The 26,549-nt window shown below is 56.7% G+C and carries 25 protein-coding genes; 7 read left to right on the forward strand and 18 right to left on the reverse strand.

All coding sequences use genetic code 11. From position 1 onward, the window contains the following. Positions 1–264: 264 nt before the first annotated feature. A complete protein-coding gene (locus tag CWM61_RS13380; protein ID WP_100631384.1) occupies positions 265–1,125 on the reverse strand; it encodes a glycerophosphodiester phosphodiesterase family protein in 861 nt (286 codons plus the stop codon). Between the two features lie 160 nt (positions 1,126–1,285). Here CWM61_RS13380 and dinB point away from each other — a divergent pair, with 160 nt between their 5' ends. Then, a complete protein-coding gene (dinB, locus tag CWM61_RS13385; protein WP_100631385.1) occupies positions 1,286–2,341 on the forward strand; it encodes a DNA polymerase IV in 1,056 nt (351 codons plus the stop codon). Between the two features lie 2 nt (positions 2,342–2,343). Continuing rightward, positions 2,344–2,796 (forward strand): GNAT family N-acetyltransferase, encoded by a 453-nt coding sequence (locus tag CWM61_RS13390; protein WP_074386792.1) that lies wholly within the window; start codon positions 2,344–2,346, stop codon positions 2,794–2,796. Between the two features lie 42 nt (positions 2,797–2,838). On the opposite strand, the gene pepD is transcribed toward CWM61_RS13390, so the two are convergent. Further along, positions 2,839–4,296 (reverse strand): cytosol nonspecific dipeptidase, encoded by a 1,458-nt coding sequence (gene pepD / locus CWM61_RS13395; RefSeq protein ID WP_074386791.1) that lies wholly within the window; start codon positions 4,294–4,296, stop codon positions 2,839–2,841. A 257-nt stretch (positions 4,297–4,553) separates the two neighbouring features. On the opposite strand from pepD, the gene gpt reads away from it, so the two are divergent. From gpt to crl, 3 genes are all read left to right on the forward strand, one after another. Then, positions 4,554–5,012, forward strand: a complete 459-nt coding sequence (gpt, locus tag CWM61_RS13400; protein WP_002889733.1) for a xanthine phosphoribosyltransferase — start codon at positions 4,554–4,556, stop codon at positions 5,010–5,012. A 105-nt stretch (positions 5,013–5,117) separates the two neighbouring features. After that, entirely contained in the window at positions 5,118–6,362 is a 1,245-nt protein-coding gene (gene frsA, locus CWM61_RS13405) for an esterase FrsA (protein ID WP_061155661.1), read from the forward strand. Positions 6,363–6,419: 57 nt separating this feature from the next. Further along, positions 6,420–6,818: a sigma factor-binding protein Crl gene (gene crl, locus CWM61_RS13410; protein ID WP_004178681.1), complete on the forward strand. Its 399-nt coding sequence runs from the start codon at positions 6,420–6,422 to the stop codon at positions 6,816–6,818. An 85-nt stretch (positions 6,819–6,903) separates the two neighbouring features. Here the strand turns inward: crl and csiR are convergent, their stop codons facing one another. The 6 genes from csiR to glaH form a co-directional block, all read right to left on the reverse strand. Further along, positions 6,904–7,596 (reverse strand): DNA-binding transcriptional regulator CsiR, encoded by a 693-nt coding sequence (gene csiR / locus CWM61_RS13415; RefSeq protein ID WP_061155660.1) that lies wholly within the window; start codon positions 7,594–7,596, stop codon positions 6,904–6,906. A 45-nt stretch (positions 7,597–7,641) separates the two neighbouring features. Then, positions 7,642–9,042, reverse strand: coding sequence for a GABA permease (gene gabP / locus CWM61_RS13420; RefSeq protein WP_074386820.1), 1,401 nt, complete (start codon positions 9,040–9,042; stop codon positions 7,642–7,644). Between the two features lie 135 nt (positions 9,043–9,177). Further along, the gene (gabT, locus tag CWM61_RS13425) at positions 9,178–10,461 is read right to left on the reverse strand and encodes a 4-aminobutyrate--2-oxoglutarate transaminase (protein WP_100631386.1); all 1,284 of its coding nucleotides are present in this window, start codon (positions 10,459–10,461) and stop codon (positions 9,178–9,180) included. Positions 10,462–10,473: 12 nt separating this feature from the next. Further along, complete coding sequence (gene gabD, locus CWM61_RS13430) at positions 10,474–11,922, reverse strand: NADP-dependent succinate-semialdehyde dehydrogenase (protein ID WP_004204664.1); 1,449 nt, start codon at positions 11,920–11,922, stop codon at positions 10,474–10,476. Between the two features lie 23 nt (positions 11,923–11,945). Further along, complete coding sequence (gene lhgO / locus CWM61_RS13435; RefSeq protein ID WP_100631387.1) at positions 11,946–13,214, reverse strand: L-2-hydroxyglutarate oxidase; 1,269 nt, start codon at positions 13,212–13,214, stop codon at positions 11,946–11,948. Positions 13,215–13,241: 27 nt separating this feature from the next. Further along, positions 13,242–14,219 carry a glutarate dioxygenase GlaH gene (gene glaH, locus CWM61_RS13440; protein ID WP_100631451.1) on the reverse strand — a complete coding sequence of 326 codons (978 nt, stop codon included), beginning with the start codon at positions 14,217–14,219 and terminating at the stop codon, positions 13,242–13,244. Between the two features lie 461 nt (positions 14,220–14,680). Between glaH and CWM61_RS13445 the strand changes: the two genes are divergently transcribed. Together CWM61_RS13445 and CWM61_RS13450 are read left to right on the forward strand one after the other, a co-directional pair. After that, positions 14,681–14,938 carry a YjhX family toxin gene (locus CWM61_RS13445; RefSeq protein ID WP_008805277.1) on the forward strand — a complete coding sequence of 86 codons (258 nt, stop codon included), beginning with the start codon at positions 14,681–14,683 and terminating at the stop codon, positions 14,936–14,938. 57 nt (positions 14,939–14,995) lie between these two features. Continuing rightward, a complete protein-coding gene (locus tag CWM61_RS13450; protein ID WP_100631388.1) occupies positions 14,996–15,745 on the forward strand; it encodes an SAM-dependent methyltransferase in 750 nt (249 codons plus the stop codon). A 40-nt stretch (positions 15,746–15,785) separates the two neighbouring features. Here CWM61_RS13450 and CWM61_RS13455 read toward each other — a convergent pair whose 3' ends face one another. The 10 genes from CWM61_RS13455 to CWM61_RS13505 form a co-directional block, all read right to left on the reverse strand. After that, the gene (locus CWM61_RS13455) at positions 15,786–16,424 is read right to left on the reverse strand and encodes a glutathione S-transferase family protein (protein WP_100631389.1); all 639 of its coding nucleotides are present in this window, start codon (positions 16,422–16,424) and stop codon (positions 15,786–15,788) included. Positions 16,425–16,641: 217 nt separating this feature from the next. Further along, positions 16,642–17,904 (reverse strand): PTS galactitol transporter subunit IIC, encoded by a 1,263-nt coding sequence (locus CWM61_RS13460; protein ID WP_100631390.1) that lies wholly within the window; start codon positions 17,902–17,904, stop codon positions 16,642–16,644. Between the two features lie 88 nt (positions 17,905–17,992). Next, positions 17,993–18,988, reverse strand: a complete 996-nt coding sequence (locus CWM61_RS13465; protein WP_100631391.1) for a 2-hydroxyacid dehydrogenase — start codon at positions 18,986–18,988, stop codon at positions 17,993–17,995. Between the two features lie 16 nt (positions 18,989–19,004). Next, positions 19,005–19,766 carry an SDR family NAD(P)-dependent oxidoreductase gene (locus tag CWM61_RS13470; RefSeq protein ID WP_012542779.1) on the reverse strand — a complete coding sequence of 254 codons (762 nt, stop codon included), beginning with the start codon at positions 19,764–19,766 and terminating at the stop codon, positions 19,005–19,007. Between the two features lie 11 nt (positions 19,767–19,777). Further along, positions 19,778–21,316 (reverse strand): FGGY-family carbohydrate kinase, encoded by a 1,539-nt coding sequence (locus CWM61_RS13475; RefSeq protein ID WP_100631392.1) that lies wholly within the window; start codon positions 21,314–21,316, stop codon positions 19,778–19,780. Between the two features lie 20 nt (positions 21,317–21,336). Beyond that, positions 21,337–21,888 carry a glycerol-3-phosphate responsive antiterminator gene (locus CWM61_RS13480; protein ID WP_002889866.1) on the reverse strand — a complete coding sequence of 184 codons (552 nt, stop codon included), beginning with the start codon at positions 21,886–21,888 and terminating at the stop codon, positions 21,337–21,339. Between the two features lie 14 nt (positions 21,889–21,902). Then, positions 21,903–22,694: a class I fructose-bisphosphate aldolase gene (locus tag CWM61_RS13485; protein ID WP_002889868.1), complete on the reverse strand. Its 792-nt coding sequence runs from the start codon at positions 22,692–22,694 to the stop codon at positions 21,903–21,905. Positions 22,695–23,206: 512 nt separating this feature from the next. Beyond that, a complete protein-coding gene (locus tag CWM61_RS13495) occupies positions 23,207–23,458 on the reverse strand; it encodes a zinc ribbon domain-containing protein (protein ID WP_023288528.1) in 252 nt (83 codons plus the stop codon). A gap of 177 nt (positions 23,459–23,635) precedes the next feature. Continuing rightward, positions 23,636–25,033 carry a dihydrolipoyl dehydrogenase gene (gene lpdA / locus CWM61_RS13500; RefSeq protein WP_100631393.1) on the reverse strand — a complete coding sequence of 466 codons (1,398 nt, stop codon included), beginning with the start codon at positions 25,031–25,033 and terminating at the stop codon, positions 23,636–23,638. Further along, positions 25,023–26,546 (reverse strand): 2-oxo acid dehydrogenase subunit E2, encoded by a 1,524-nt coding sequence (locus CWM61_RS13505; RefSeq protein ID WP_100631394.1) that lies wholly within the window; start codon positions 26,544–26,546, stop codon positions 25,023–25,025. The genes lpdA and CWM61_RS13505 overlap by 11 nt, the downstream gene beginning before the upstream one ends. Positions 26,547–26,549 lie beyond the last annotated feature (3 nt).

Consider the following 26,549-nt stretch of genomic DNA (forward strand, 5'->3'; position numbering starts at 1 on the left):
CCTTCGACTTATCCCTGCAGGCTTCGGGTCGGGCCGAGGCAGCGTCCGTGCAAAACACGGCCCTCAGCCCGCATCCATGCGGGCTGCCCCGACCTTCCGGGAACGTCTCAGCGATGTTGAGGCCGCCAGCACCGGCAGTTTCAGCAGCTTCTGGCCCGGCGGTGATTTGGGACCGTAGGCCGGGTCAGGCGCCAGCCGCCACCCGGCAACAACATGCCCGCAACGTGAGGCCGCTTTCGCGGCCTTTGTTACCCGTTGACTCCCTTACTGCCAGCTTTTCGCCTGCGCGGGGGAATCCACCATCACCCCGTCGGCGCCCAGTTCCTTCGCCGTGCGATAGTCTTCCGCACTGTTGATGCCGAAGAAAATAATGTGCGCTTTGCCCTGCGAGCGGAAGCAATCCATCGCCTCTTTATCCCAGGTGAGCGTTGCCGGGGAGATCCCTTCGCCAAGGGTAAACTTCTCCACTACCTCCACCTTGCGCTTCAGCTCCAGCCCATACCACTTATCGCCATTGCTCTGGCTGCTCTGTTGACACTGGTGGCTGAGTGAAATAGTAGCAAGTTTAGTGCGAGTCTCGCTGCGGGTGACGAAGCGGGGAATAGCCGATGGCAGGGCGGCGATATAGCGGTCATCGGTGGAATAGACCCGCACGCGATCGAGGCTGTCGGTGGCTTTTAACACCGCCAGCAGGCGTTCGCCCATCACCACCGGATCGGCATCCGGAGATTTGATATCGATATAGAAAAAAGTGTACGGCCACTGTTGCAGCACGCTTTGCAGGGTCGGGATCGTGGCCTGCTTACCGCGCCACGGGTGGCTGTCATCCCCCCATTTCCAGCCGGCATCGACTTTCGCCAGCTCGGAGGCGGTTAAGCTGGTGACCTTACCCTCGGCGTTGGTCAGGGCGGAAAGATCGCTTGAACGGTAGAGTACCGGTACGCCGTCGCGGCTTAACTGCACCGTGACCCAAATGGCCTCAGCGTTATTCTCCAGCGCCAGTTTAATGGCCGGCAGGGTATTTTCCGGCGCATCGCCGGTACCGCCGCGGTGGGCAATCAGCTGTGGGTTAGCTAAAGCGCTGCTGGTGGCCAGCAGGCAAAGGGCGGTGAGTCGTTTCTTCATGATTGTATCTTTCAGGTTTGTTGATTAACGTTATGAAAATAAACATGATTTATTGCACTTTTATGTTGTCAGCGTTTTTTTGACTACCGCAGTAAAAAAAGCATCAAACTGGCGCGCAGTTTTTGCTATGCTGTATGGGTATACAGTGTTGAGTCTGACGATGCGTAAAATTATCCATGTCGATATGGACTGTTTCTTTGCGGCGGTGGAGATGCGCGACAACCCGGCGTTGCGCGATATTCCCATTGCGATAGGCGGCAGTCGGGTACAGCGTGGCGTGATTAGTACCGCGAACTATCCTGCGCGCAAGTTTGGCGTGCGCAGCGCCATGCCGACGGCGACGGCGCTCAAGCTGTGCCCGCATCTCACGCTGCTTCCCGGCCGCTTTGATGCTTACAAAGAAGCCTCGAACCATATCCGCGAAATTTTCTCCCGCTATACCTCGCGTATTGAGCCGCTGTCGCTGGATGAAGCCTACCTTGACGTCAGCGACAGCGTGCATTGTCATGGCTCGGCCACCCTGATGGCTCAGGAGATCCGCGAGACCATTGAACGGGAGCTGCATCTCACCGCCTCGGCGGGCGTGGCGCCGGTGAAGTTTCTCGCCAAAATCGCCTCCGATATGAATAAACCCAACGGCCAGTTCGTTATCGCTCCCCATCAGGTGGCTGAGTTTGTGCGGGCGTTACCGCTGGCGAAAATACCCGGCGTCGGAAAGGTGTCGGCGGCGAAGCTGGAAAATATGGGCCTGCGTACCTGTGGCGATGTGCAGAACAGCGATCTGGTCATGTTGCTCAAGCGTTTCGGAAAATTCGGGCGTATTCTGTGGGAGCGCAGCCACGGGATTGATGAGCGCGAAATCCATAACGACCGGCAACGTAAATCGGTGGGCGTGGAGCGGACGTTAGTGGAAGATATCCACGAATGGTCAGCGTGCGAAGCGATTATCGAAAACCTCTATCCCGAGCTGGAGCGCCGGCTGGCAAAGGTCAAACCGGACCTGTTGATCGCCCGCCAGGGCATTAAACTGAAATTCAATGACTTCCAGCAGACCACCCAGGAGCACGTTTGGCCGCGGCTGAACAAAGAAGATCTGATTGCCACCGCCCACAAAGCCTGGGATGAGCGCCGCGGCGGACGGGGCGTGCGTCTGGTTGGACTCCACGTGACGCTGCTCGATCCGCAGCTGGAAAGGCAGCTTTTATTAGGGATTTAACCATGCACATTCGTCCTTACCGTGACAGCGATTTGCCCATGCTCTGCGAGGTCTTCCTGCGCGCGGTGCAGGAAACGGCGAGCCGGGACTATACCCCGGCGCAGATTGCGGCCTGGGCACAGGTGGATGAGACGCGCTGGCGGCAAAAGCTGGCTGACTCAATCGGGCGGGTGGCCGTGGTCAACAATCAACCGGTTGGCTTTATCACCGCCATCGGGACGCATATCGATTTGCTCTTTGTCTCGCCGGATCACGCCCGGCAGGGTATCGGCGGCGCGCTTATCGAAGCGCTCTGCGCTCAGTATCCTGAGCAAATCCTGACGGTGGACGCGAGCATTACCGCAAAGCCCTGTTTTACGGCCCATGGTTTTGACATGGTGGCGGAACAGCGGGTGGCGGCGCGCGGGGAGTGGTTTATTAACTACCGGATGGAAAAACGCGTGGCGCTAAGGTGATGCGGGGGAAAACCGGCGGCGGGCCGCCGCCGGTTGTGGTGCTTATTTAGCCGGAATGGCTTTCAGCAGCTCGGTCAGCAGCGTCCAGTACTGGCCGACGCTCTCGATATGTACCTGCTCATCCGGGGAGTGCGGACCAGTAATGGTTGGCCCGATGGAGACCATGTCCATCTCCGGATACGGTTTTTTGAACAGACCGCATTCCAGACCGGCGTGGATGATCTGGATGTTCGGCGTCTTGTTGAACAGACGCTGATAGGTTTCGCGCACCAGATGCATTACCGGCGAGTTGGCGTCCGGCTGCCAGCCAGGGTAAGCGCCTTTGGCTTCGGTTTTCGCCCCTGCCAGTTTACCCAGAGAATCCAGCATGCTGACCACGTAGTCTTTGCCGCTGTCGAGGAGCGAGCGGATCAGGCAGTGGATCTGCACGTTGTCATCGGTCATGGTGACGACGCCGACGTTCAGCGAGGTTTCCACCACGCCTTTCGCCACGTCAGAGTTGCGGATAACCCCGTTCGGCGTGGCGTTCAGCAGGCGGATGAAACCGTCGCGGGAAGCCTGAGTCAGCGCCGCTTTGTCGTTATCGACCGCTTCCAGGAGCACCACCAGGTTCTTCTCTTTGGCCTCCAGCTCGTTTTTCAGCAGCGCCTGGTAAGTATTCACCAGCGCTTTCAGCGCATCGGTTTTATCCGCGGCGACGGCGACGGTAGCGTATGCTTCACGCGGGATGGCGTTGCGCAACGTACCGCCGTTGAAATCGACCAGACGCAGATCCAGCTCATCGGCGTGGCCGGCGAGGAAGCGCGACAGCAGCTTGTTGGCGTTGCCCAGACCCAGGTGAATGTCACCGCCGGAGTGGCCGCCCTTCAGCCCTTTTAAGGTTACTTTAAAGCTCTGGAACCCGGCCGGAATCGCTTCGCGGGTCAGCGCCAGGTTAGAGGTGAAATCGATCCCGCCGGCGCAACCCATGTAGATTTCGCCTTCTTCTTCGGAGTCGGTATTGATCAGGATATCCGCCTGCAGCCAGTTGGCCTGCAGACCGAACGCGCCGTCCATACCGGCTTCTTCGGTCATGGTCAGCAGCACTTCCAGCGGGCCATGAGCGACGCTGTCGTCGGCCAGCACCGCCAGTGCGGACGCCATCCCGATGCCGTTATCCGCGCCCAGCGTGGTGCCGCGTGCTTTCACCCATTCGCCGTCAATGTACGGCTGAATCGGATCTTTGGCGAAGTCGTGGACGGTGTCGTTGTTTTTCTGCGGCACCATATCGAGGTGCGCCTGCAGCGCTACCGGCTTGCGGTTTTCCATACCGGCAGTCGCGCCTTTACGAATCAGAATGTTGCCAACCTGGTCACGTTCCGCGTGTAAGCCTTTTTCTTTTGCCCAACCCATAATGTGCTCGGCGAGCTGTTCTTCGTGATAGGACGGGTGCGGGATGGAGCAAATCTTGGCAAAAATATCCCAAAGCGGCTGCGGGGATAGTTGAGACAGTTCAGACACGGTAAGTCTCCTTACAAACTCCTGCATACAGCGGTTGCAGGACGAGGGTTAGCAATAAAATACACAACAAGCCCGGGCTTGCGCGATGAGGTTGAGAATACCACTTTCCACCGCCGCAGGTAGTGTAAACAACGCAAAAAGCGTTGCGCAAACCGCTTAACACTGGTTTTTAGTGCGTCAGATCTCTATAATCTCGCGCAACCATTTTCCCCCTCGAACATTATTTAAGCCGTATTACACAGGCTGGGACACTTCACATGAGCGAAAAATACGTCGTCACCTGGGACATGTTGCAGATTCACGCCCGCAAACTGGCCAGCCGTTTGCTGCCGGTTGAGCAATGGAAAGGCATTATTGCCGTCAGCCGCGGTGGACTGGTACCGGGAGCCTTACTGGCGCGTGAACTGGGCATTCGTCATGTTGATACCGTATGCATCTCCAGCTACGACCATGATAACCAGCGCGAGCTGAAAGTGCTGAAACGTGCGGAAGGCGATGGCGAAGGCTTTATCGTCATCGACGATCTGGTGGATACCGGCGGTACCGCCGTGGCGATCCGCGAAATGTATCCAAAAGCGCACTTTGTCACTATTTTCGCCAAGCCGGCAGGCCGCCCGCTGGTGGATGATTACGTTGTTGATATTCCTCAGGATACCTGGATTGAACAGCCGTGGGATATGGGCGTGGTCTTTGTACCGCCTATCGCAGGTCGTTAATTCTTCAGGACAGTGCTATTTACCACGCCCGGCTTGCCGGGCGTGGTTTTTTTTATCCTTTAGCAGGTTACAATAACAGGAGTGGCACTACGACGGAGACTGCACATGTCACAGGCTAACCTCAGCGAAACGCTGTTTAAACCTCGCTTCAAACATCCCGAAACCTCTACGCTGGTGCGTCGGTTTTCTGCCGGAAAGCCCCCGGCGATGCAGTCGGCGCTAAGCGGCAATCACGTCGATCACTGGTACCGTCTGATCAACCGTTTGATGTGGATCTGGCGCGGCGTGACCCCGCAGGAGATCCTCGATGTGCAAGCGCGTATTGTGATGAGCGAGGCCGAACGAACGGATCCAGAGCTGTTCGATACCGTTATCGGCTATCGCGGCGGCAACTGGATCTTTGAGTGGGCGAAAGAGGCCATGCAGTGGCAGCAAAAGGCCGGGCAGGAAGCCGATCCTTTGCTGAGCGGCCGCCACTGGTTGCATGCATCGAACTTGTATAGCATTGCCGCTTATCCGCATATTAAAGGCGATGAGCTGGCCGAACAGGCGCAGGCTTTAGCCAACCGGGCGTATGAAGAAGCCGCCCAGCGGCTGCCGGGCTCGCTGCGCGAGCTGGAGTTCACCATCCCTGGCGGTTCGCCAATAACCGGCTTTTTGCATACGCCAAAAGGCGATGGGCCGTTTCCGACGGTGCTGATGTGCGGGGGGCTGGACTCGCTGCAGACGGATTATTACAACCTGTATGAGAATTACTTCTCACCGCTCGGCATTGCCATGCTGACGATCGATATGCCTTCCATCGGCTTCTCGTCAAAATGGACGCTGAATCAGGACACCAGCCTGCTGCACCAGCACGCGCTGCGCCATCTGGAAAATGTACCGTGGGTCGATCATACCCGGGTCGCGGCCTTTGGCTTCCGCTTTGGCGCCAATATCGCGGTCCGTCTGGGTTACCTGGAGCCGCAGCGGCTGAAGGCTGTGGCGTGTCTGGGCCCGGTCGTTCATGGTCTGCTGGTGGATCCCCTGCATCAGGGGCGCGTGCCGGAGATGTATCTTGACGTGCTGGCCTCGCGGCTGGGCATGCATGACGCGTCCGATGAAGCGCTGCGCGTGGAGCTCAACCGCTACTCGTTAAAAACCCAGGGACTGCTGGGGCGCCGTTGCCCGACGCCGATGCTTTCCGGCTTCTGGAAGGACGATCCGTTCAGCCCCGAAGAAGAGTCGCGGTTAATCACTTCGTCATCTGCCGATGGCAAACTGCTGGAGATCCCGTTTAACCCGGTGTATCGCAATTTTGATCACGCATTGCGACAGATCGCCCGCTGGATCAATCATAGATTTGGTTAATTTATTGCTAAATTCTATTGGTTTGGTAAAACAGTTGCATCACTAAAGGAGATCGCAATGACGTTACCGAGTGGACACCTGAAAAGTAAGTTGATCAAGAAATTCACGGCGCTAGGGCCTTACATTCGCGAAGAGCAGTGCCATGACAACCGTTTCTTTTTCGATTGCCTGGCAGTTTGCGTCAATGTTAAGCCCGCGCCGGAGAAGCGTGAATTCTGGGGCTGGTGGATGGAAATGGAAGCACAAGAGTCACGTTTCACCTACAGCTACCAGTTTGGCCTGTTCAATAAAGAAGGTTCATGGCAGGCGGTCGACATTGACGACCCGGAAGTGAGCGAGAGACTGGAAAAAACGCTGCGCGAGTTCCACGAGCGCGCGGCAGCGCTGCTGACCACCTTTAATCTGAAGCTGGAACCGGCCGACGATTTCAGCGAACCGGTTCGCCTGCGGGCCTGATTGATCTACGGATACGATTTCTCCACGCCCGTGCGGCGTGGAGGAGCGTGCCGCCATACCCGTAATTTCAACCCCACCATCTGACTCACCCTGCCTGCGGCGACAGCTTGCCGGCCATCGCCTGCTGAATAATCGGGATAGGGGTCAGTAAGTGCTCGCGCATCAATGCGCTGGCCTGCTCGGCATCGCGCGCCAGAATGGCGTCCAGCAGGGTCTGGTGTTGAACATGCTTGTCTTCCAGCATCTCCACCGACAGCACGGTGGTGCGCAGCCAGATGAAGCGGTAGCGCGCCGCCAGATCGAACAGCCTTTCGCGCATCTGCAGCAGATACTGGGAGCCGCAGCCGGCGACGATGGCGGTGTGAAACGCCTGATGGCGCTGGTCCCATTCATCGAGTAAGCGCTCACTGGCGTCACAGGACTCCAGCTTGTTGAGCAGATGGGCGCGGGCCAGCAGCTCGGCTTCCCACTCGTCGCCGCCGCGTTCGATGGCGAGGCGCACCAGCATGGCTTCCATGTTGGCGCGCGCGTCGAAGATATCGAGAAGCTCCTGCTCCGACATGGGCGCCACCCGATAGCCTTTCTGATTAACCACCGTCACCAGCCTTTCCGCCACCAGCTGCGAGAGCGCCTCCCGCAGCGGCCCGACGCCGAGCTCATAGCGCGACGTCAACAGGCTCATCCGCAGCTTCTCATCGGGTTGGTAGACCCCGCGGATGATGTCGTTTTTCAACCAACGGTACCCGTCAATGGCCGTCGCCTGGGGAATGGCGGTCATGTTCTTACTCCTGAATACTCTTCCCGGCAGGCGCCGGGAACAGGGTTAACGCGTATTTTGCAGCGGCAGTTTTTGCCACAATACCAGCTTTTTCCAGCGCGACATAATTGGTACCGTACAAATAATTCCCAGTGCTAACAGCCCGGTAGAGATCACCTCCAGCTGCTGCGCCGGACGGAACAGCATCACCACCAGCACGAAGGTGATAAAGGCGATCACCAGCCAGGTCAGGTACGGATAGAGCCACATCTTAAGACGAATTTCCCCCCCTTGCGCCAGCAGGATTTTGCGCATCCGCAGCTGAGAAATGGCGATCACCAGATAGACCAGCAGGGCGATGGCGCCGGAGCTGTCGATGAGGAATTTAAATACCTTGGCGGGGGCGTAGTAGTTTACCACCACGGTGAGGAACGCCGCGCCGGTGGAGAGCAGCACCGCCACGTACGGGGTTTTGCTGCGGTTGGTCCTGCCCATGATGGCCGGCGCATCACCGCGGCGGCTTAGGGAGTAGAGCATCCGCGAGGCGGTATACAGCGCCGAGTTCAGACAGCTGGTGACCGACAGGAGGATCACGCCGTCCATAATCAGCTTCGCGTAGGGAATATGCAGCAGCTCGAGCACCGAGCGGTAGGACCCCACGCTCTTCAGTCCCGGCATGTTCCACGGGATCAGGGCGACCACCACGAAAATGGAGCACAGGTAGAAGATAGAGATGCGCCAGATAACGGAATTGGTGGCACGGACGATGTGTTTATCCGGGGTATCCGATTCGGCGGCGGCAATGGTGACGATCTCCGCGCCCATAAAGGAGAACATTGTGATCAGCATCGCGCTCAGCACTGCGCCGAAGCCGTTCGGCATAAAGCCGCCGTGATCCCACAGACGCGAAATCCCGCTCACTTCGGCATAGGGATAGAAGCCCGTGATGGCGATGGCACCCAGCACGATAAAGGCCAGAATGGCGATGACTTTACAGATAGCCAGCCAGAACTCGAATTCACCGTAGTTCTTGACGCTCAGCAGGTTACTGCCGGTGAGGGCGAGAGTGATGACCAGCGAGAACAACCACACCGGGACGCCCGGCACCCACGAATGCAGAATAATCGCCGCGATATTGGCTTCCAGCGGAATAACCAGTACCCAGAACCACCAGTACAACCAGCCGATGGTATACCCCGCCCAGCGGCCGATGGCTTTGTCGGCGTAGGTGGAAAAGGAGCCCGTATCCGGGGTGGCGACGGCCATTTCGGCCAGCATACGCATAATCATCACCACCAGCAGCCCGGCAAACAGATAGGCCAGCAGCACCGCCGGGCCCGCTTCGGCAATGGCGACGCTGGAACCGACAAATAAACTCGCGCCGATCACCCCGGCGATAGATAACATCGTGACGTGGCGCGACTTCAGCCCCGCCCCTAAATCCTGTGATTGCGACAGTTGCCCCATCATTTACCCTCTCGAAGTGTGTCACCTGGGAGAGCGCCCCGACATTCCCGCGCCGGGGCACGCGTATTATTGTTGTTTTGCAGGTCTCGTCTTCATTCCTTTACGAACGTACTTCGCTTCCGCATGTGTGCAGTTTTATGCCTGTTTCGCCTCGGTAAAGCAGTCGGCGATGATCTTGAGACCCTGCTCGATCTGCGCCTCTTCGATGGTCAGCGGCACCAGGATGCGCAGCACGTTGTAGTACGGCCCGCAGGAGAGCAGGATCAGGCCTTTGTCGCGGGCGCGGGCAACGATATCCGCCGTGAGCCTGGCGTTGGGTTTGCTGTGGTCGCCCTCTTCAAACAGCTCAATAGCGATCATCGCCCCGAGGCCGCGAACGTCGCCGATCTCCGGATGATCTTCCGCAATCGCCAGCAGGCCCTGGCGCAGGGTGTCGCCGAGCTGGTTGGCTTTTTCCAGCAGGTTCTCCTGCTCGAAAATCTGCAATACCGCCAGGGCGGCGGCGCAGGCGATGGGGTTGCCAGCGTAAGTGCCGCCCAATCCGCCCGGCGCAATAGCGTCCATGACTTCCGCCCGTCCGGTGACGCCCGCCAGCGGGAAACCGCCGGCGATGGATTTGGCGAAGGTGGTGATATCTGCTGCCACGCCCATCTGCTCCATGGCGAACAGCGTGCCGGTACGGCCCGCGCCGCTCTGGACCTCATCGGCGATCAGCATAATGCCGTGCTCGTCGCACAGGGCGCGCAGGCGCTGCATAAAGGCCGGGGAGGCGGCATAGAATCCGCCTTCACCCTGCACCGGCTCGATAATGATGGCGGCGATATCTTCCGGCGCGGCGTCATTTTTGAAGATGCGATGGATGCTGGCGAGCGCCTCGTCATCGCTGACGCCGTGCAGCGCGCACGGGTAGAGGGCGCGGTAGACGTGGCCCGGCATTAACCCCATACCGGCGGAGTACGGGTTCACTTTCCCGGTTAGCGACAGGGTGTAATGAGTACGGCCGTGATAGGCGCCGGTGAAGGCGATGGCGCCGCTGCGCCCGGTTGCCGCGCGGGCGATTTTCACCGCGTTCTCCACCGCTTCCGACCCGGTGGTGACCAGCAGGGTTTTCTTGGCGAAATCACCGGGCACCTTCTGGTTCATCTTTTCGCACAGCGCCAGGTAAGGCTCGTAGGCCAGTACCTGAAAGCAGGTATGCGACAGCTTTTTCAACTGGTCTTCGACGGCGGCGACAATCTGCGGGTGCAGATGGCCGGTGTTCAGCACCGCGATACCGCCGGCAAAATCGAGATATTCCCGGCCTTCGACGTCCCATACCCGGCAGTTCTCCGCGCGTTCGGCGAAGATAGGGTGGATCTGGCCGACGCCGCGCGGCACCGCATCGCTGCGACGCGCCATCATTGCTTTATTGCTGTTCATCCATCGCTCCTGTTAAAGGCCAATACACATGTATTTGATTTCTAAATAATCTTCGATGCCGTACTTCGACCCTTCGCGGCCAAGGCCGGAGGCCTTGACGCCGCCGAACGGCGCGACTTCGGTCGAGATAATGCCGGTGTTGATGCCGATGATGCCGTACTCCAGCGCTTCGCCGACGCGGAAGACGCGGCTCAGATCGCGGGCGTAGAAATAGGCGGCGAGGCCGAATTCGGTATCGTTGGCCTGGGCAATGACGTCGGCTTCATCCTTAAAGCGGAACAGCGGCGCCAGTGGGCCGAAGGTCTCCTCTTTCGCCACTTTGGCGCTGTCGGGAACGTTGACCAGGATGGTCGGCTGGAAGAAGTTGCCGCCCAGAGCATGCGGTTTGCCGCCGGTGACGACCTTCGCGCCTTTGGCGATGGCGTCGGCAATATGTTCTTCAACTTTGGCGACGGCTTTCTCGTCGATCAGCGGGCCGGTCGTGACGCCATCCTGCAGGCCATCGCCGATGCGCAGTTTTTCCACCGCCTGCTGCAGTTTTTCAGCGAAACGGTCATACACCCCGTCCTGCACATACAGTCGGTTGGCGCAGACGCAGGTCTGCCCGGCGTTGCGGAACTTCGACGCCAGCGCCCCCTCGACGGCTTTATCGAGGTCGGCGTCGTCAAAGACGATAAACGGCGCGTTGCCGCCGAGTTCCAGGGAGACTTTTTTGATGTCTTTCGCACACTGCTCCATCAGCTGGCGGCCAATTTCGGTCGAGCCGGTAAAGGAGAGCTTGCGCACCAGCGGATTGCTGGTCAGTTCGCCGCCGACCGCGCCGGCTGAGCCGGTAACCACGTTGAACACCCCGGCGGGGATCCCGGCGCGATTGGCCAGTTCGGCCAGCGCCAGCGCGGAAAACGGCGTCTGGCTGGCCGGTTTCAGGACCATGGTGCAGCCGGCGGCCAGCGCCGGGCCCGCTTTACGGGTGATCATCGCCGCCGGGAAGTTCCACGGGGTGATGGCGGCGGTAACGCCGATGGGCTGCTTAATCACCAGCAGGCGTTTGTCGGCCTGATGGCCGGGAATGGTATCGCCGTAAATGCGCTTACCTTCTTCGGCGAACCACTCAATAAAGGAGGCGGCGTAGCTGATTTCGCCTTTGGCTTCCGCCAGCGGTTTTCCCTGCTCGAGGGTCATCAGGCGGGCGAGATCGTCCTGGTTTTCCATCATAAGATCGAACCAGCGGCGCAGAATGTTCGCCCGCTCTTTGGCGGTCAGGGCGCGCCAGGCGGGAAGGGCGCGGTTAGCGGCCTCGATCGCTTGTCGGGTTTCGTCGGCGCCCATTTTCGGCACACTGCCGAGCTGCTCGCCGTTGGCCGGGTTGGTCACCGCAATCACATCGCCATTGGGGGCATCGCGCCACTGACCATCGATCAGCGCCTGCTGGCGAAACAGTGTCATATCGTTGAGTTGCATAATCGCTTCCTGTCTTAAGGGGGTTAACGGGTAAAAGCGGCGTGTAGTGTCTCCACGCTACGTGCCGCACGCAGCGTGCGTCCGGGGTTGCTCTGGCTGGCCAGCAGGGTCTGTACCTTGCTGACGATATGCGCTCCGATCGGGATAGCGGAGGTGGCCGCCGGCGATGGCGCATTGCAGGTATGTATCGAACGCGCGGTGGTGACGAAGAGAAAATCGTCGATCAGCTTGCCCTGCGGCGAGACGGCCTGCGCCCGCACGCCGGCCGGCCACGGGCGTAAATCGCTCAGCGTCAGGCTCGGGCAGTATTTTTGCACCAGCCGCAGATAGCCGCTTCTGCACAGCGAATTCTTCATTTCGCCCAGTCCGGAGCGCAGGTTGTTTTGCAGTACCCGGCGAATGCCGGGCGAGGTGAGGATCTCCAGGGTATCGGCCAGCGAGATATCGCGCTTGCGGTAGCCTTCGCGCTTGAGGGCCAGCACCGCATTGGGGCCGACGGTGACGCTGCCGTCGATCATGCGGGTCAGGTGGACGCCGAGAAACGGCATCGCCGGATCGGGGATCGGATAGATCAGATGATTGACGATCTGGTTGTGCTGCGGCGCCAGTTGAAAATATTCGCCGCGGAACGGACAGATGATAAAGCCGGGATCGACGCCGAGCATTTTCACCAGCCGATCGGCCATCAGCCCGGAACAGGCGATCAGCGTCGAGGCCTCATATTCGCCGCCCTGGCGGGTGCGGATCACCACGCCGCTGGCATGTTCTTTCAGGGCGCTGACTTCGGCGTCGTAGACGATCGTTCCGCCTTTCGATTCGAAGATCTTCGCCATTGCCGCCGCCACGTCGCGGTAGCTGACGATGCCGCTGGAAGGGACGAAGATCCCGCCGAGCCCGGTAATGTTCGGTTCCCGCTCGCGTAGCTCCCCGGCGCTTAGCCACTCGCGCTGCAGGCCGTTGGCGGCGGTGCGATCCCACAGGGCGCGCATCCGCTCCATTTCCAGCGGCGAGGTGGCGACCAGCATTTTGCCGCAGACGTCGTAGCGGATGCCGTTCTGCTCGCAAAAGGCTTTGGTGGCGCGGTTGCCGGCGAGGCAAAACTGCGCCTTGAGGCTGCCGGGGGTGTAATACACCCCGGCGTGGATCACGCCGCTGTTGTGGCCAGTCTGATGGCAGGCCGGGCCGGACTCTTTTTCCAGCAGCGCAATGCGCGCGTCCGGGTAAATCTCAATTAACTGCATGGCGGTCGACATGCCGATGATGCCGCCGCCGATAATCACGAAATCATACATCCGCTCAATTCCTTCGCCTGAGAACCCTTATTGATGAGTCTGGTAATGATTCGTGGAATACGCAAAGTAGCCGCGCTGGCGCATCAGTTCGCGGCGCAGGTCCGGGTGCGGCGTAAACCGGTCGCGGCCATGCAGCCAGAACAGGTTGTTAATCAGCAGGAATTTACCCACCGGCACCGGCACGGAAAGAATGTTTTTACTGGTCTCCAGCGCGTCGGAAAGGCGGCTCAGCCAGGTGCCTTCTTCAAAATCTTTCGGCTGGACGAACTGGTCGATATAGCGCATGACCGGGCGGCCCAGCGAATCGACGTCGAACACCGGGTGGAAAACATCCTTGCTGACGTTTTTGCTCGGCGGCGCAGCCCAGCGCATCGGGCGGCGAGCCAGCGGGTCGCGGAAAAATTCGTCGAGATGCTCCCAGTCGTCGAGATGCAGCAGCAGGGAATTGCCGCCCTGCATGTTCTGCTCGTCGATCTTCATCATCAGCACGTAGTCGGTAATTTCTTCGACATAGGTACCGTCATTGTGCAGCTCCATCACGCGGTGCGGCTGGCGCAGGTAGCTGTCTGAGTTATCGACATTTTTCACCACAAAGCGGGCGTAATACTGGCCGCTCATGGCGTCGAAGTTGGAACGGCCAATCAGATGCGCGACGGCGGTGGCCAGCTTGACCATCTCCTCGGCCTGGCTGACGTTATCGATGCCTTCGCCGTTGATCAGCAGCGCGCCTTCCGCGCGATCGAGCAATGTTTTGATCAGCAGCGGCTGCAGCTGGTTGCCGCACAGATCGTCGAGGATCTTGCCGACCTGGAAGCGTAAGAAAGATTTGTACTCCAGCGCCTGCACTGGCCACTGCGCGACCTGCTGCAGGAACCGGGAGGTTGTTTCGGCGGAAAAGGTGAGTTCCAGCAAGCGCGGCGACTGGGCGGAAGGGGCGAAGGAAAAGCCAGGGTATTGCTGGGCTAATGATGCGGGTGTCGGTTTTACTGCGGTCAGGGCGTTCATCAGGATCGTTCCTCGCTGTAAGGTCAGGGTGATGTTCATTTCGTAGCCATAAATTAAAAATATCTACATTTTTATAAAATGCGTACGAAATGGCCTTTTTGTTTCTATTTTGTGATCTGACAACAATTATTTAACAATGCGGGAGGGAGATAAGGTGGTGGTTAACGTTGAGGAACAGAGCGGGTGGCGGAAAGCGCAAAATGCGGGGAAGGCTGAGGGTAAATCGTAATACCGGTCACAGTTTTTAATCTGCACAATGTCCTTACCAAATGAGGGTGTTAGTATTCAGCCGGTAAATACCTTTCAATGCTCACTGAGGCTTCGATGCTGGAGAATGTCATTATCAGATAATCAGTTTCCCGACCTGCCCAGGCCGGACTGATTATCGCTGCGCTTAAACCTTACGCACACACCTGCGGGTGTAGGCATGTTTTCGCACATGATAATGAACAGGTTTCAGTATGAATTTATCCCGTCAGGAACAACGTACCTTACACGTTCTCGCCAAAGGTGGCCGTATTGCGCACGTCCGCGATACCTCCGGCCGCATTACCGCCGTCGAATGCTACACCCGTGAAGGGCTGTTGCTGAACGACTGCACCCTCGCGGTCTTCAAAAAGCTCAAAACCAAAAAGCTGATTAAGTCGGTGAACGGCCAGCCGTACCGGATCAACACCACTGGTTTGAATAACGTTCGCGCGCAGGCGGACAACCGCTGATACAGCGACCCGGGCAGTGTCGCTGCCCGGGCGTATGGCTCTCAAGGAGAAACACCCATGATCGATATCCCTCGCATTTTTACTATCAGTGAAAGCGAACACCGTATTCATAACCCTTTTACCCCGGAAAAGTACGCCACCCTGGGACGGGCGCTGCGGATGGCGCCGGGCACCGCCATTCTCGACCTCGGCAGCGGCTCCGGCGAGATGCTCTGTAGCTGGGCGCGCGATCATCAGATCGTCGGCACCGGCGTGGACATGAGCCTGCTGTTCAGCCAGAAGGCGACCGCCCGTGCAGAAGCGCTCGGGGTAAGCGACCGGGTAACCTTTGTGCATCAGGATGCCAGCGGATATGTCGCCAGCCAGCCGTGCGATATTGCCGCCTGCGTGGGGGCCACGTGGATCGGCGGCGGGGTGGCCGGCACGCTTGAACTGCTGAAGCAGAGCCTGCGGCCCGGCGGCATGCTGCTGATCGGCGAGCCATGGTGGCGTAAACGTCCGGCCACGGCGGAAGAGGCGGTTGCCTGCGGCGCGCAGTCGCCTGATGACTTCCTGACGTTGCCGGCGCTGGTCGCCCACTTTGGCGAACTGGGCTATGACGTGGTGGAGATGGTGCTGGCCGACCAGGAGGGCTGGGATCGTTATGAAGCGGCGAAATGGCTGACGATGCGCCGCTGGCTGGAGGCCAATCCGCACGATGACTTCGCGCCGGAGGTTCGCCAGCAGTTGACCACCGCGCCGCTGCACCATGTCACCTGGACCCGGGAATATCTCGGCTGGGGCGTGTTTGTTCTGATGGCGCGTTAACCGGTATGTCGGTAGCGTCGTAAGGCGCTACCGACCACCTTCAGACCTTCAGTTCGTCGTAGCTGACCATGACGTGTTGGCGAAAGGCAGGTCGTTCGGTTAGCCGTGCATAGTAAGCCGCCAGATGGGGGAGGGAATGACGGGTGATGTCGATAGCGAAGTAGCGGTACAGCACATGGCCAAACTGGATGTCGGCCAGGGTGAACGTATTGCCCACCAGATAGCGACTGCCGGCGAGACGCGTCTCGGCAATCGCCAGCTTTTGCTCCAGAGCCGTCACCGCCGCGGCGATGTCCTGCGGATCCCGCTCGGCGGCAGGCGTGCGCACCACGCGCCAGAACACCGGCGCCGTAAAGCCGAGGGCGATATTCTGCTTTGACCACTCGGCCCAGCGATCAATCTCAGTGCGAGCCAGCAGGTCGCCCGGCCAGAAGGCGTCATCGGCGTAGCGACTGGCTAAATAGCGAAGGATCGCACCCGTTTCCCACAGCGGCGGATTATCGCCATCCTGCAGCACTGGCACCGTGCGATTAGGATTGAGCTGATAAAACGCCTCGCTGTCGGTACCGCCATAGCGATGCCCCACATCGAACCGGAGATAGTCCAGCCCAAGCTCGCCAACACACCACATCAGCGCCTGCACGTTAGAGGAGGTTTTTCGGCCCCAGATGGTCAGCATTGAGATCTCCAGAGAACAGGGAAAGAAGGAGCATAGCAGGTTGGGTTGAAAACGTGAGGGGGCGCAAAAGAAATGAGCCACCTCGCCGCGCAGGGGGCGGACGCGCTGGTCAGATGTTCAAACCAGGGGCTTAGCTGAGCCAGCTATTCAGCGCACAGAATAAGAGGAAGAAACAGAGGGCAACAGTTTGCCCTCTGTTTACTTGAGTGGCCTTGTACTAAGGTGTGGCGCTAAAAAACTCGCCAAATTTGACGGCCAGCCAGCCGACAGGCGTCGTGGCGCCGCCGACGATATTGGTGATCTCGGCCATCCCTTCCGGCACCGGAATATGCGAGTTCACCGCCGCCTGAGTGTATTCTTGCGAAATGTCCGTCCCGACATACAGGATGCTGGTCACGATCAGGGTTCCGGTTATGAACATGCGGAACATATTTCGTTTACAGAACGGCGTGACCATTGCCAGCAGGAACATTAATGAAGCCAGATCGACAAAGGGCAGTACGCGGTTGCCGGGCAGAATGATAGACAGCACCACAGCCATAGGGATTAACAGCAGACCGGTCGCCAGTACCGAAGGTTCCCCGATCAATAACGCTGTATCCATCCCGATGTAAAAATCGCGCCCCGGGAATTTAGCCTTCAGTTTTGCTTCAGCGGCATCACGGACAATCAACAATCCTTGCACCAGAATTTCAATCATTTTAGGCAGCAGCAGCATGGCGGCTGAAACCTTAATGGCCAGTGAAACGGCAGCGGAAACGTCATATCCAGCCAGGAAGGCCAACAGCAGTCCCAGCACAAACCCCAGGGTAAGAGGCTCGCCAAAAACGCCGAATTTTTTATTAATACTTTCCGGATCGAAATTGATTTTATTGATAAGCGGGATCTTATCAATGATGTAATTACAGGCAATGCCAAACGGCACGTAAGCTATACAGGTAAGATGTGGGAATGATATCCCTTTTAGATTATAGTTTTTTTGTAAATACGGAGCCGTTAAATCTGCCGCCAATAGCGTCAACACAAAAATAGCGAATGTAATACCGACCGAAAGCCAGTAATTTCCCGTTCCGGCATAGACCACGGACCCCATGATCAGGAAGATCCAGTAGTTAAAAATATCGATATTCACCGTTTTGGTTAATTTCAACAGAAGCATGGCCAGGTTGATGACGATAAAGCCCACCACGACGGGCAGCATCAGCGGTGAACCCCAGCCAATGGTCGATGCGGTAGGCCAACCGGTATCAACGACCGTTAACTGCAGGCCGATACGCTCAACCATCGCCTGCGATGCCGGGCCCAGGTTTGTCAGCAGCAGGCCAATCACCAGCCCCACCCCTTCAAAACCAATGCCTACCAGCATCCCTGCTTTAAATGCCGTACCGATTTTAACGCCAAAGCAAAGCGCGATAATAAAGAATATTACTGGCATCATTACTGATGCCCCCAGACTAATAATGCTGTTGATAATATCCATAATGATTCCTTAAAAGGCGGGCGAATTGGGCACGAGTAAACCCGTGCCCATTGGGCCCTGTTAATACCTTTAATGGTTCTTTTAGTATTTAACTGAGTTTCTTTAAAAGGATCTCAGCGAAGAGTTTGGACGAATTACTGAATGCGTCAATGGTACTCCCGGCAATATGCGGCGTAATGGTCACGTTATTCAGAGTATAGAATTCACTGTCGTCAGGAAGCGGCTCGTCATCAAACGTATCAAGCGCGGCGCCCATGATTTGCCCGGATCTGAGCGCATCAATCATCTCTTTTTCATTGATTAACCCGGAGCGTGCTGTGTTAACAATGATGGCACTGCGCTTCATCAGCGCGAAATGGTGTGCGTTAATCAGATTTTCGGTTTCCGGCGTCAGGCGAGCATGTAACGAGATAACGTCGGCGCGTTGTACCAGTTCGTCCAGAGAATCGACTTTCTCATAACGTTCATGGCCTGCAACGTACTTATCGTAAAAGATAATCTCCGTGCCAAAGCCGCTGAGAAATCCCGCGACCAGTTGGGCAATATGACCGAGGCCAACCAGCCCCACGACTTTTCCGCCAAGCTCCGGGATCGCCTGATGGTTCGGGCTGTCTTTACGCCAGTATTTGTCACGCAGGGCATCGTGTGAACGGGCGATATTGCGCATTTCCGCCAGGATCATGCCGACCGTGAATTCGGCGACGCTGCGAGCGTTACGCCCCGGGGTGTTCATCACCTCAACGCCCCGGGCGTTCGCCACCTGAAGATTCACGTTTTCCACGCCACCGCGGAGCACGCCTACATATTTCAGCTTTGGTAGTTTATCGAACACCGCAGTATTGACGGGGGCAAACTGAGTGATCAGGATGTCAATATCATCCGTTCCCTGAAGCAGTGCTTCCGGTAAGGCCACGGCTTCTGCTCCTTCCTGTTCAACCCGCAAATTATCTTCCTGAAGTTTCTCAATAGAGTCATGTGACCACTCGCGTACTTCTACTTCAATCCCCTTATCCCTGAGTGCTTTCAGTCCTGATTCCATCATTGCTGCATTGATAAACAGATCGGCAATTGCCAGACATTTCATAATGATTCTCCCTAGATTAACGCATCAACATACCGCCGGTAACGTCCAGAGTTGCTCCCGTCATATAGCTGGTCTTAGGAGAAACCATGAAGACACCGATGTCGGCAATTTCTTGAGGCTGGGCCACGCGGCCCACCGGAATACGACTGACGTAATAGTCAGGGTTTTGCTCAATGTTCTTACGGATCATCGCAGTATCCATGATCCCGACGGCGATATTGTTCACATTGATTTTTTGTTTGGCGACTTCCCGCGCCAGTGAGATAGCAAAGGCAACCAGGCCGGCCTTACTTGCCGCGTAGTGCGCATGTCCCGTCGTGGAGCCATGGAACGCAGCCTGCGAGGTAATATTCAGAATGCTGCCCATCTGGTCATGCTGCAGGCAGTGATTTACAAACAGCTGGCTGAGATGGAAGATGGCTTTCAGATTGACATTCATCACCAGATCCCAGTCCTGCGGGCTGATCTCGGTGACGTAGCCGCTCAGCCAGATCCCGGCGTTATTCACCAGAATGTCGGCTTTGCCCAGTCTGTCGATACAGGTGGCAAACAGATTTTCCCGGCTCTGTTCGTCAGAGAGATCGGTTTTAACCGCGATGATCTCTACATTCGCGCTGGCCTTCACCGTTTCGATCAGCCGTTCGGGACACTCTTCCTCACGCATATAGGTAAAGCAGATATTGACGCCTTCTTTGGCGAGAGAAAGAACAAACTCTTTCCCCAGGCCGGTTGCGCCGCCTGTCACGATGGCCGTACGATTCGTTAAATTCAGATCCATTTTTTCCTCACTTAGTGCGCGATGTAGTTGCTGCAGCTTTTCCACGGCGACTGCATTTCTGATAACAGGTTTTTATAAAGCTGGTATTTGGTCTGGTAGACCCGGTGGCTTTCCGGATTAGGGGAGACGGTGCGTGAGACATGGACCATTTCGTTTGAGGCAGCAAATACCTCTGCAAACCAGCCCACCATGACGGCGGCGGTCATCGCGGTACCCAGGGTTCCGTGCTCTTTGACGTCAACGATTTCCAGCGTGGCCTGGAAGATATCGGCGAATATCTGCAGCCAGACCGGGGAGTTCGTGACACCGCCAGCAATACGAATTGTGCGGCTTAGCTTCGGGTTAATATTGCGTAAGCGCTCGGTGTGGTAGAGATGGCTGAAGGCCACGCCCTCATAAATCGCCCGCAGAAAATGGGCTTTTTTATGAAAGCTGTTTACACCGATAAAGCCGGCCGAGGCGTCGGGAATGGTGTTAGAGCCAAACACGAACGGAAAGAACAGCAGGTGGCTTTCATCCGGCGTCGTTGACGAAACCAGCTTATTGCACAGGTCATAGACCGACGATCCTTGTTCGGCGGAGGTTTTCCGATCGCTCTCCATAAAGTTGTTAATAAACCACTCCAGGTTGCTCGCGGAGGTAGGGCTGGCCTCGGTGATGAGCCAGTTACCCTCAATGGGATAAATGGAGGTCATAAACAGATCTTTATCAATAACCGGGTGGTCGGTAACGTATTCGTTTATGCTCCAGGTGCCGGTGACGATCGCCATCTTATCGAGACTGTTAATCCCCGAGGCAATGGAAGAGGCCGAGATATCAAACACCCCGCCAGAAACCGGCGTACCTGCGCATAAACCGGTCAGACGGGCCACGTCGTCAGTGATTTTTCCGCAGTATTCTGTTGAGCGTTTGATGGGGGGCAATTTATCCCGCAGTTCATCAAGTCCCCACCATGCCAGTAGTTCATCGTCATACTTGCAGTCACGTACGTTGATCAGGTTGGTCCCTGAGATATCGGTCAGCTCAAGAAAAGCCTCTCCGGTCAGGTAAAAACGGATCAGGTCCTTGACCATAAAAATATAACGCGCTTTTTGCAGCGTCTCGGGCTCGAAGTCCTTCAGCCATGCCAGCAGGGCGACAGGTTGTCCGGCCCAGATGGACTGCATTGTTTTTGGCAAAATGTCGGTAAGGAATTCTGGCGAGCGTTGCCATCTCTCAACGTACTCTTTTGCCCGGCTATCGGTGGATATAATGCCGTTACGCACCGGGTGACCTTCTTCGTCAACCAGATACAGACCGTTACCATGACCGGTGACGGCCACTCCTTTTATCTGGCTGGCGTCGATACCTGACTGCTCAATCGCCTTTTTAATCACCTCGACATTAGCGGCCCACAGCTCATCGATACTGCGCTCTGTGTGGAATTCCCGGGGTGTCAGCATCTGCGTGGATTTTGCGGCGATGGCGAGCACCTGTCCTTTACGGTCATAGATGGCTGCCTTGGTGACGGTTCCACCATTGTCGATGCCCATGACGTATTCATCTTTCATTCGCGTGGACTCCTTATTGGTTACCATAAACCGGGCTCGCTGGTGGTTATCCCTTTAAATCCGGCATGGAATATTTTATCTACAAGGTATTTGCGCTTAACAAAGCCTCCGGCGATGAATACCACATCAAAGCCTTTCAAATTTCGGCTAATCAACTCCAGACACTGGCAGGCATATTCAGCAGGTAAGATTTCAATTGCGTCCGGTGGACTGTGTTTAACAATATCGAGCGACTGATCAAGCGATCGCGAATCGATAAGTAAAACCCGATATACGGTCAGCAATCCCTCTTTTTTGGCGTAGCGTAGCGCGGAGAGATTGGAAGAAATAACACCATCAACCTTGTAATAATTTTTCAGTAGATTGATCCCCGCCTGATCCGGTTTGAAGCCGCCCAGTAATTCAAGGTGAACGAGAACCTTCTTACCGCTTTGATGGCATTTGCCAATCAGCGACTGCAGATTGCCGATATTCGCTTCGGATAGCAGCACATATTCTGACTGGCAGGATAATGCTTTCTCAAAGTATTTATACTTCCTGATGGAAGGGATGATGGTGTTATTTGAAATCATATTAATTTCCGATGTTATTTAGCCATGTAGAGGCTGTATGCATCTTCCGCTGTTGCGTTTTCATGGATGATGGCATTCAGGCCTGCTACCACTTTCGCCGGCTGCGGATCCTGGGTAATGTTTCGTCCCACAGCCACGCCTTTCGCACCCATCTGCATACAGTGCTGAACAAATTTGAAGTAACCATCGATGCCGGTTTTTGGCCCCCCTAAGGCAAGCACCGGCACGCCAGCAGCTTCAACGATCAGTCGGTCCTCTGGTGAACCGGTAAAACGCGTTTTGATGACGTCCGCACCCAGCTCCACCGCTGCGCGGGCCGATGCAGCGATGATGGCCGGATTGTTAGAGTCATCGCTGGTGACGGGATAACCATACGGGAGCGATTCGACAATCAGCGGTACGTTCCAGCGATCCGCTGCTTGCGCGAGTTGCATCGCCATAATGTGGGTTTTTTCTTCATTGAAGGCGCCGGGGAAGGTCATGCAGACCACGCCCTCGGCAGCGACTTTAAGCGCATCTTCGACGGAAAAAACGGGGGTAGTATCGGGAACGGTATTGTCAAAGATACTCACCGTGCTGTCGACGCGTAACACAACGGGAACGCTGTTCAGTGCTTCCCGATAATTCTTCAACATGCCGTACGTGACAAGCGCGCAATCCAGGCCGTGTTCCACCAGAGCAGGGAGCTGATTTATCGTATTATCAATACCATTTGTTTTCGTGGAAAAATAGTAGCCATCCAGCGCTAAGGTCACGGATTTACCGTCTTTTGCGAATATTCTTGAGAGACGACGTTCTTTAGACATTTATTTACTCCTGAGATAAAAAACAAAAAAAAGCCCTCAGAGACTCGCGTCTCTGAGGGCTTTCTGTTCACATACCCTTTTGATAATGGTTCAGGGATCCAAAGCATTATCAATGCAATTTTTTAGCAAGGTGAGAAAGGTTTAACTTTTTTAAATTAAATCTGTTCTCTTGTGTGATTAAATAACTAACACACGCGATAACTTATTGTCCAGTTGGTATCGTTGAAATGAGAGATTCATCACATCAATATGTTGTATTCCATGAGAAGTGCTGGGTTAAATACAGAAACAGAACCTTTAAAAACCAGGCAATAACGCATCCGGACAAGGGGGAGAACGCCAGGCGTTTATTTCATCCGAATGAAGAACGCATCCATGCATGCTCCAGCCTGCAGGTCGTCATCCACAAACGCGCATTTATTCCTGTCCGGATGGCGTACGAAAACGCTATAGCAATGTTGTCGGCATGGCGGTCTGTCCCCGGGATGGTTTCTTCCTGCCGCCCGGGCAAATTACTCGTCCGCTTTGTGCGCCCAGGCAGGCATCGCCGTCAGGTAACGTTTTGCCCGTTTCCGTGATTCCGCTACGCCCACCTTTTGCCAGGAGTCGAGAAAAGCCGCCAGACCGGATACGGCTTCTTCCCAGGATTTCAGATTACCGTCGCTGTCGCTGCAATACGCGCAATATTTATCGCTGGCCCCTTGCGCATCAGGTGCGGACATCGGCATTCCGCAGGCCTGGCAAAACCTTTCGTGCTGTGTCATAGATCACCCCTCCTGTCGTTTGGTTGTCTACTAAACATACAGAATTTACGCATGGCGTTTAGCGTTTCAGATCAATAGATCCTGCCGTAACCGTTGTTGTGGATCTTCTGCCAGGGAGTGCAGGAGGGATAACGGGCAACTTACTCCGTATCACGACGCTATCGCCTCCCTTATTTTTTATTGATGCAACGGTTGGTCACAGGCCGCGAGTATGGATTCATGCATCGCTTCGGAAAGTGTCGGATGCGCAAAGATCATCGACAGGAGACTTTCATCTGTGGCCTCCAGGTGACGGGCGATGCCAAATCCCTGGATCTGTTCCGTGACCTGTGCGCCAACCATATGCGCGCCCAGCAACTCGCCGGTTTCAGCATCAAAAATGGTCTTCACAAAACCCTCTGTCTCGCCGCTGGCCAGCGCCTTACCATTGCTCTGATAAGAGAACTTACCGATCCTGACGGGCCGTCCCCTGGCCAGGGCCGTCGATTCCGTCAGGCCCAGACTGGCAACCTGGGGCCGGGCATAAGTGCAACCGGGCACATAGTCGCGATCAAGCGGGTGGGTGCCTTCGACACCAGCCAGTGTCTCAATGCAGATCACGCCTTCGTGGCTGGCCTTGTGCGCCAGACACGGCGGGCCGGCTACATCGCCGATGGCATAAAGCCCAAATACGTTAGTGCGACAAGCCGCATCCGTCTTGATAAAACCGCGGTCTAACTCGACGCCCAGTGCTTCCAGCCCCAGATCTTCAATATTCGGCTGTACGCCAACCGCCAGCAGCACACGTTCGACTTCCAGGAAAGATTCGGCGCTCGTATTTTTCATTGTACAGCGCACCCCGGTATCGGTGAGCTGGACTTGCGTCACCTGGGTCTGGGTATGGACCTGAATCCCGCGCTTTTCGAATGACTTACGCACCGCCGCTGACACTTCGGCATCCTCCACTGGCAAAATCTGCGACGCTAGCTCGACCAGCGTCACTTTACAGCCCAGATCGTTATAAAGGCTGGCGAACTCGACGCCAATCGCGCCTGAACCGATGATTAATAGCGACCTGGGCAATCGCTTAGGCTGTAGTGCCTCGAAATAGGTCCAGATATGTTCGCCATCTGGCTCTATGCCTGGTAATGCGCGTGGTCGGGCGCCCGTGGCCAGGATCACGTGATCGGCCCGGTAATCGTGCGCTTCCCCCCGGGCATCCGCTACCGTTATTTGTCCCTTACCGCGCAGCCGCGCGGTACCATCAATTACCCTCACGCCATTTTTCTTCAACAGATACTCAACCCCGCCGGTGAGCTGTTGCGAAACGGCACGGCTAAACTGCACCAGTTTCTGCAGATCGACATTCACCTCACCCACGCTGATGCCCAACTGACTGGCATGGGTGATACTGTGCGCGACCTCAGCGCCATGCAACAGCGCCTTGGTTGGAATGCATCCCCAGTTCAGGCAGATGCCGCCCAGATGTTGTTTTTCCACTAAGGCGGTACGAAGTCCTAGCTGGCCGGCACGGATGGCGGCAACATACCCTCCAGGACCCCCGCCGATGATCAGCACATCGTAATTATCGTGCATAGCTCGTCTCCTGGATAAACATTAGGGTAGGGGTTTCAGTCAGTCGCTTGAGTTCCCGGAGAAAAGCTGCACCTGCCGCCCCATCAATGACCCGGTGATCGCAGGATAGCGATACCGTCAGTTGGTGGCGCGCGACGATTTGCCCATCGCGTACTACCGCCCGCATCTCGCCGGTGCCAATGGCGAGGATTGCGCTTTGCGGTGGATTGATGATGGCGTCAAACTGCCGTACACCGAGCATACCCAGATTTGACACGCTAAAGGTCCCTCCCTGGAACTCTTCCGGCTTCAGCGTGCCCGCTTTAGCTTTGGTCACCAGGGCGTGAATTTCGGCCGATATGTCGCTGATCGATTTCCGGTTCGCTGAGCGAACAATAGGGGTAATTAGCCCGTCAGGCAGCGCAACGGCCACTGAAATGTCGGCATCCGCAAAGCGGCGGATACTTTGTGTCGCTTCATCAAACTGGATGTTGACGTCTGGCACGGCCACCAGCGCCAGGGCACAAGCCTTCACCAGCAGGTCGTTAACCGAAATCTTGACGCCGGGTACTTCGCGGTTAATTTCCTGACGAAACGCTAACAGTCGTTCCAGATCGAGATCGACACTCAAACGGAAATGGGGAGACTGTTGCTTGGACGTTTGCAGACGAGAAGCGATAGCCCGCCGCATACCGGACATGGGGATGCTCTCAAAGGGTGCCGGGGCACTCTCCTGCACAGGGCTGACCGGCGGGTGCCCGTCGAGCAACAACGCCGCAGCCAGCACATCATCGCGACTCACCCGACCACGTGAACCACTGCTTCGGCAGTCATGCAAGTTGATACCCAGTTTGCCGGCCAGGCGGCGCGCCAGCGGGGTGGCCGATACCTGGCTATCATCGGCATGCGAGCGGGGCGCTTTGCTGGGACGAACGGGGGGCGTCGGAGAGGCCAGGCGACCGCCGGCGGCAACGATCGCGCTTTCCAGATCAGAAACAGAGATACGATCCCCGCGTCCGCTGCCGTGGACCTTTTTCAGGTCGACACCCCAGCGGGCGGACAGTCGTAACGCATGGGGCGTGGCATTAACCTGAGTCACATCGGTCACACCTTGCAGACTGACGGGGATGACCGTCTGCCCAATGGGGGCCACGGGGTTGTTGGATGGCGGCGCAACAGCGGAAGGTGGCTTCCCCCCTGCCTGTGCCGCTACGTCCGGCGCGGCAGGGACTGCGGGTTTCACCGTCGCCAGACTGGCAGCGAATTCGTCCAGTTCAGCATCGCTGACCGAAGCGTCAGCCGCCAGAGCCAGCACGGCTCCAACCTGAAGCGTCTCACCCTCTCGGGCGATTATCCGGCGTAATGTACCGGCAAAAGGTGCCTCCAGCACATTGACGATTTTACTGGTTTCAATCTCACAGATTTCCTGCCCTCTGGTGAAATCGTCACCCTCCTGGATTGCCCATCGAGCGAGCAAGCCTTCCTCCATGGAAAGCCCCCACTTTGGCATTTCAAGCGTCTTGATTTCGCTCATAGG

Origin of the sequence: Klebsiella sp. K-Nf6 (assembly GCF_002806655.1) — a bacterium.
GTDB lineage: Bacteria > Pseudomonadota > Gammaproteobacteria > Enterobacterales > Enterobacteriaceae > Klebsiella > Klebsiella variicola.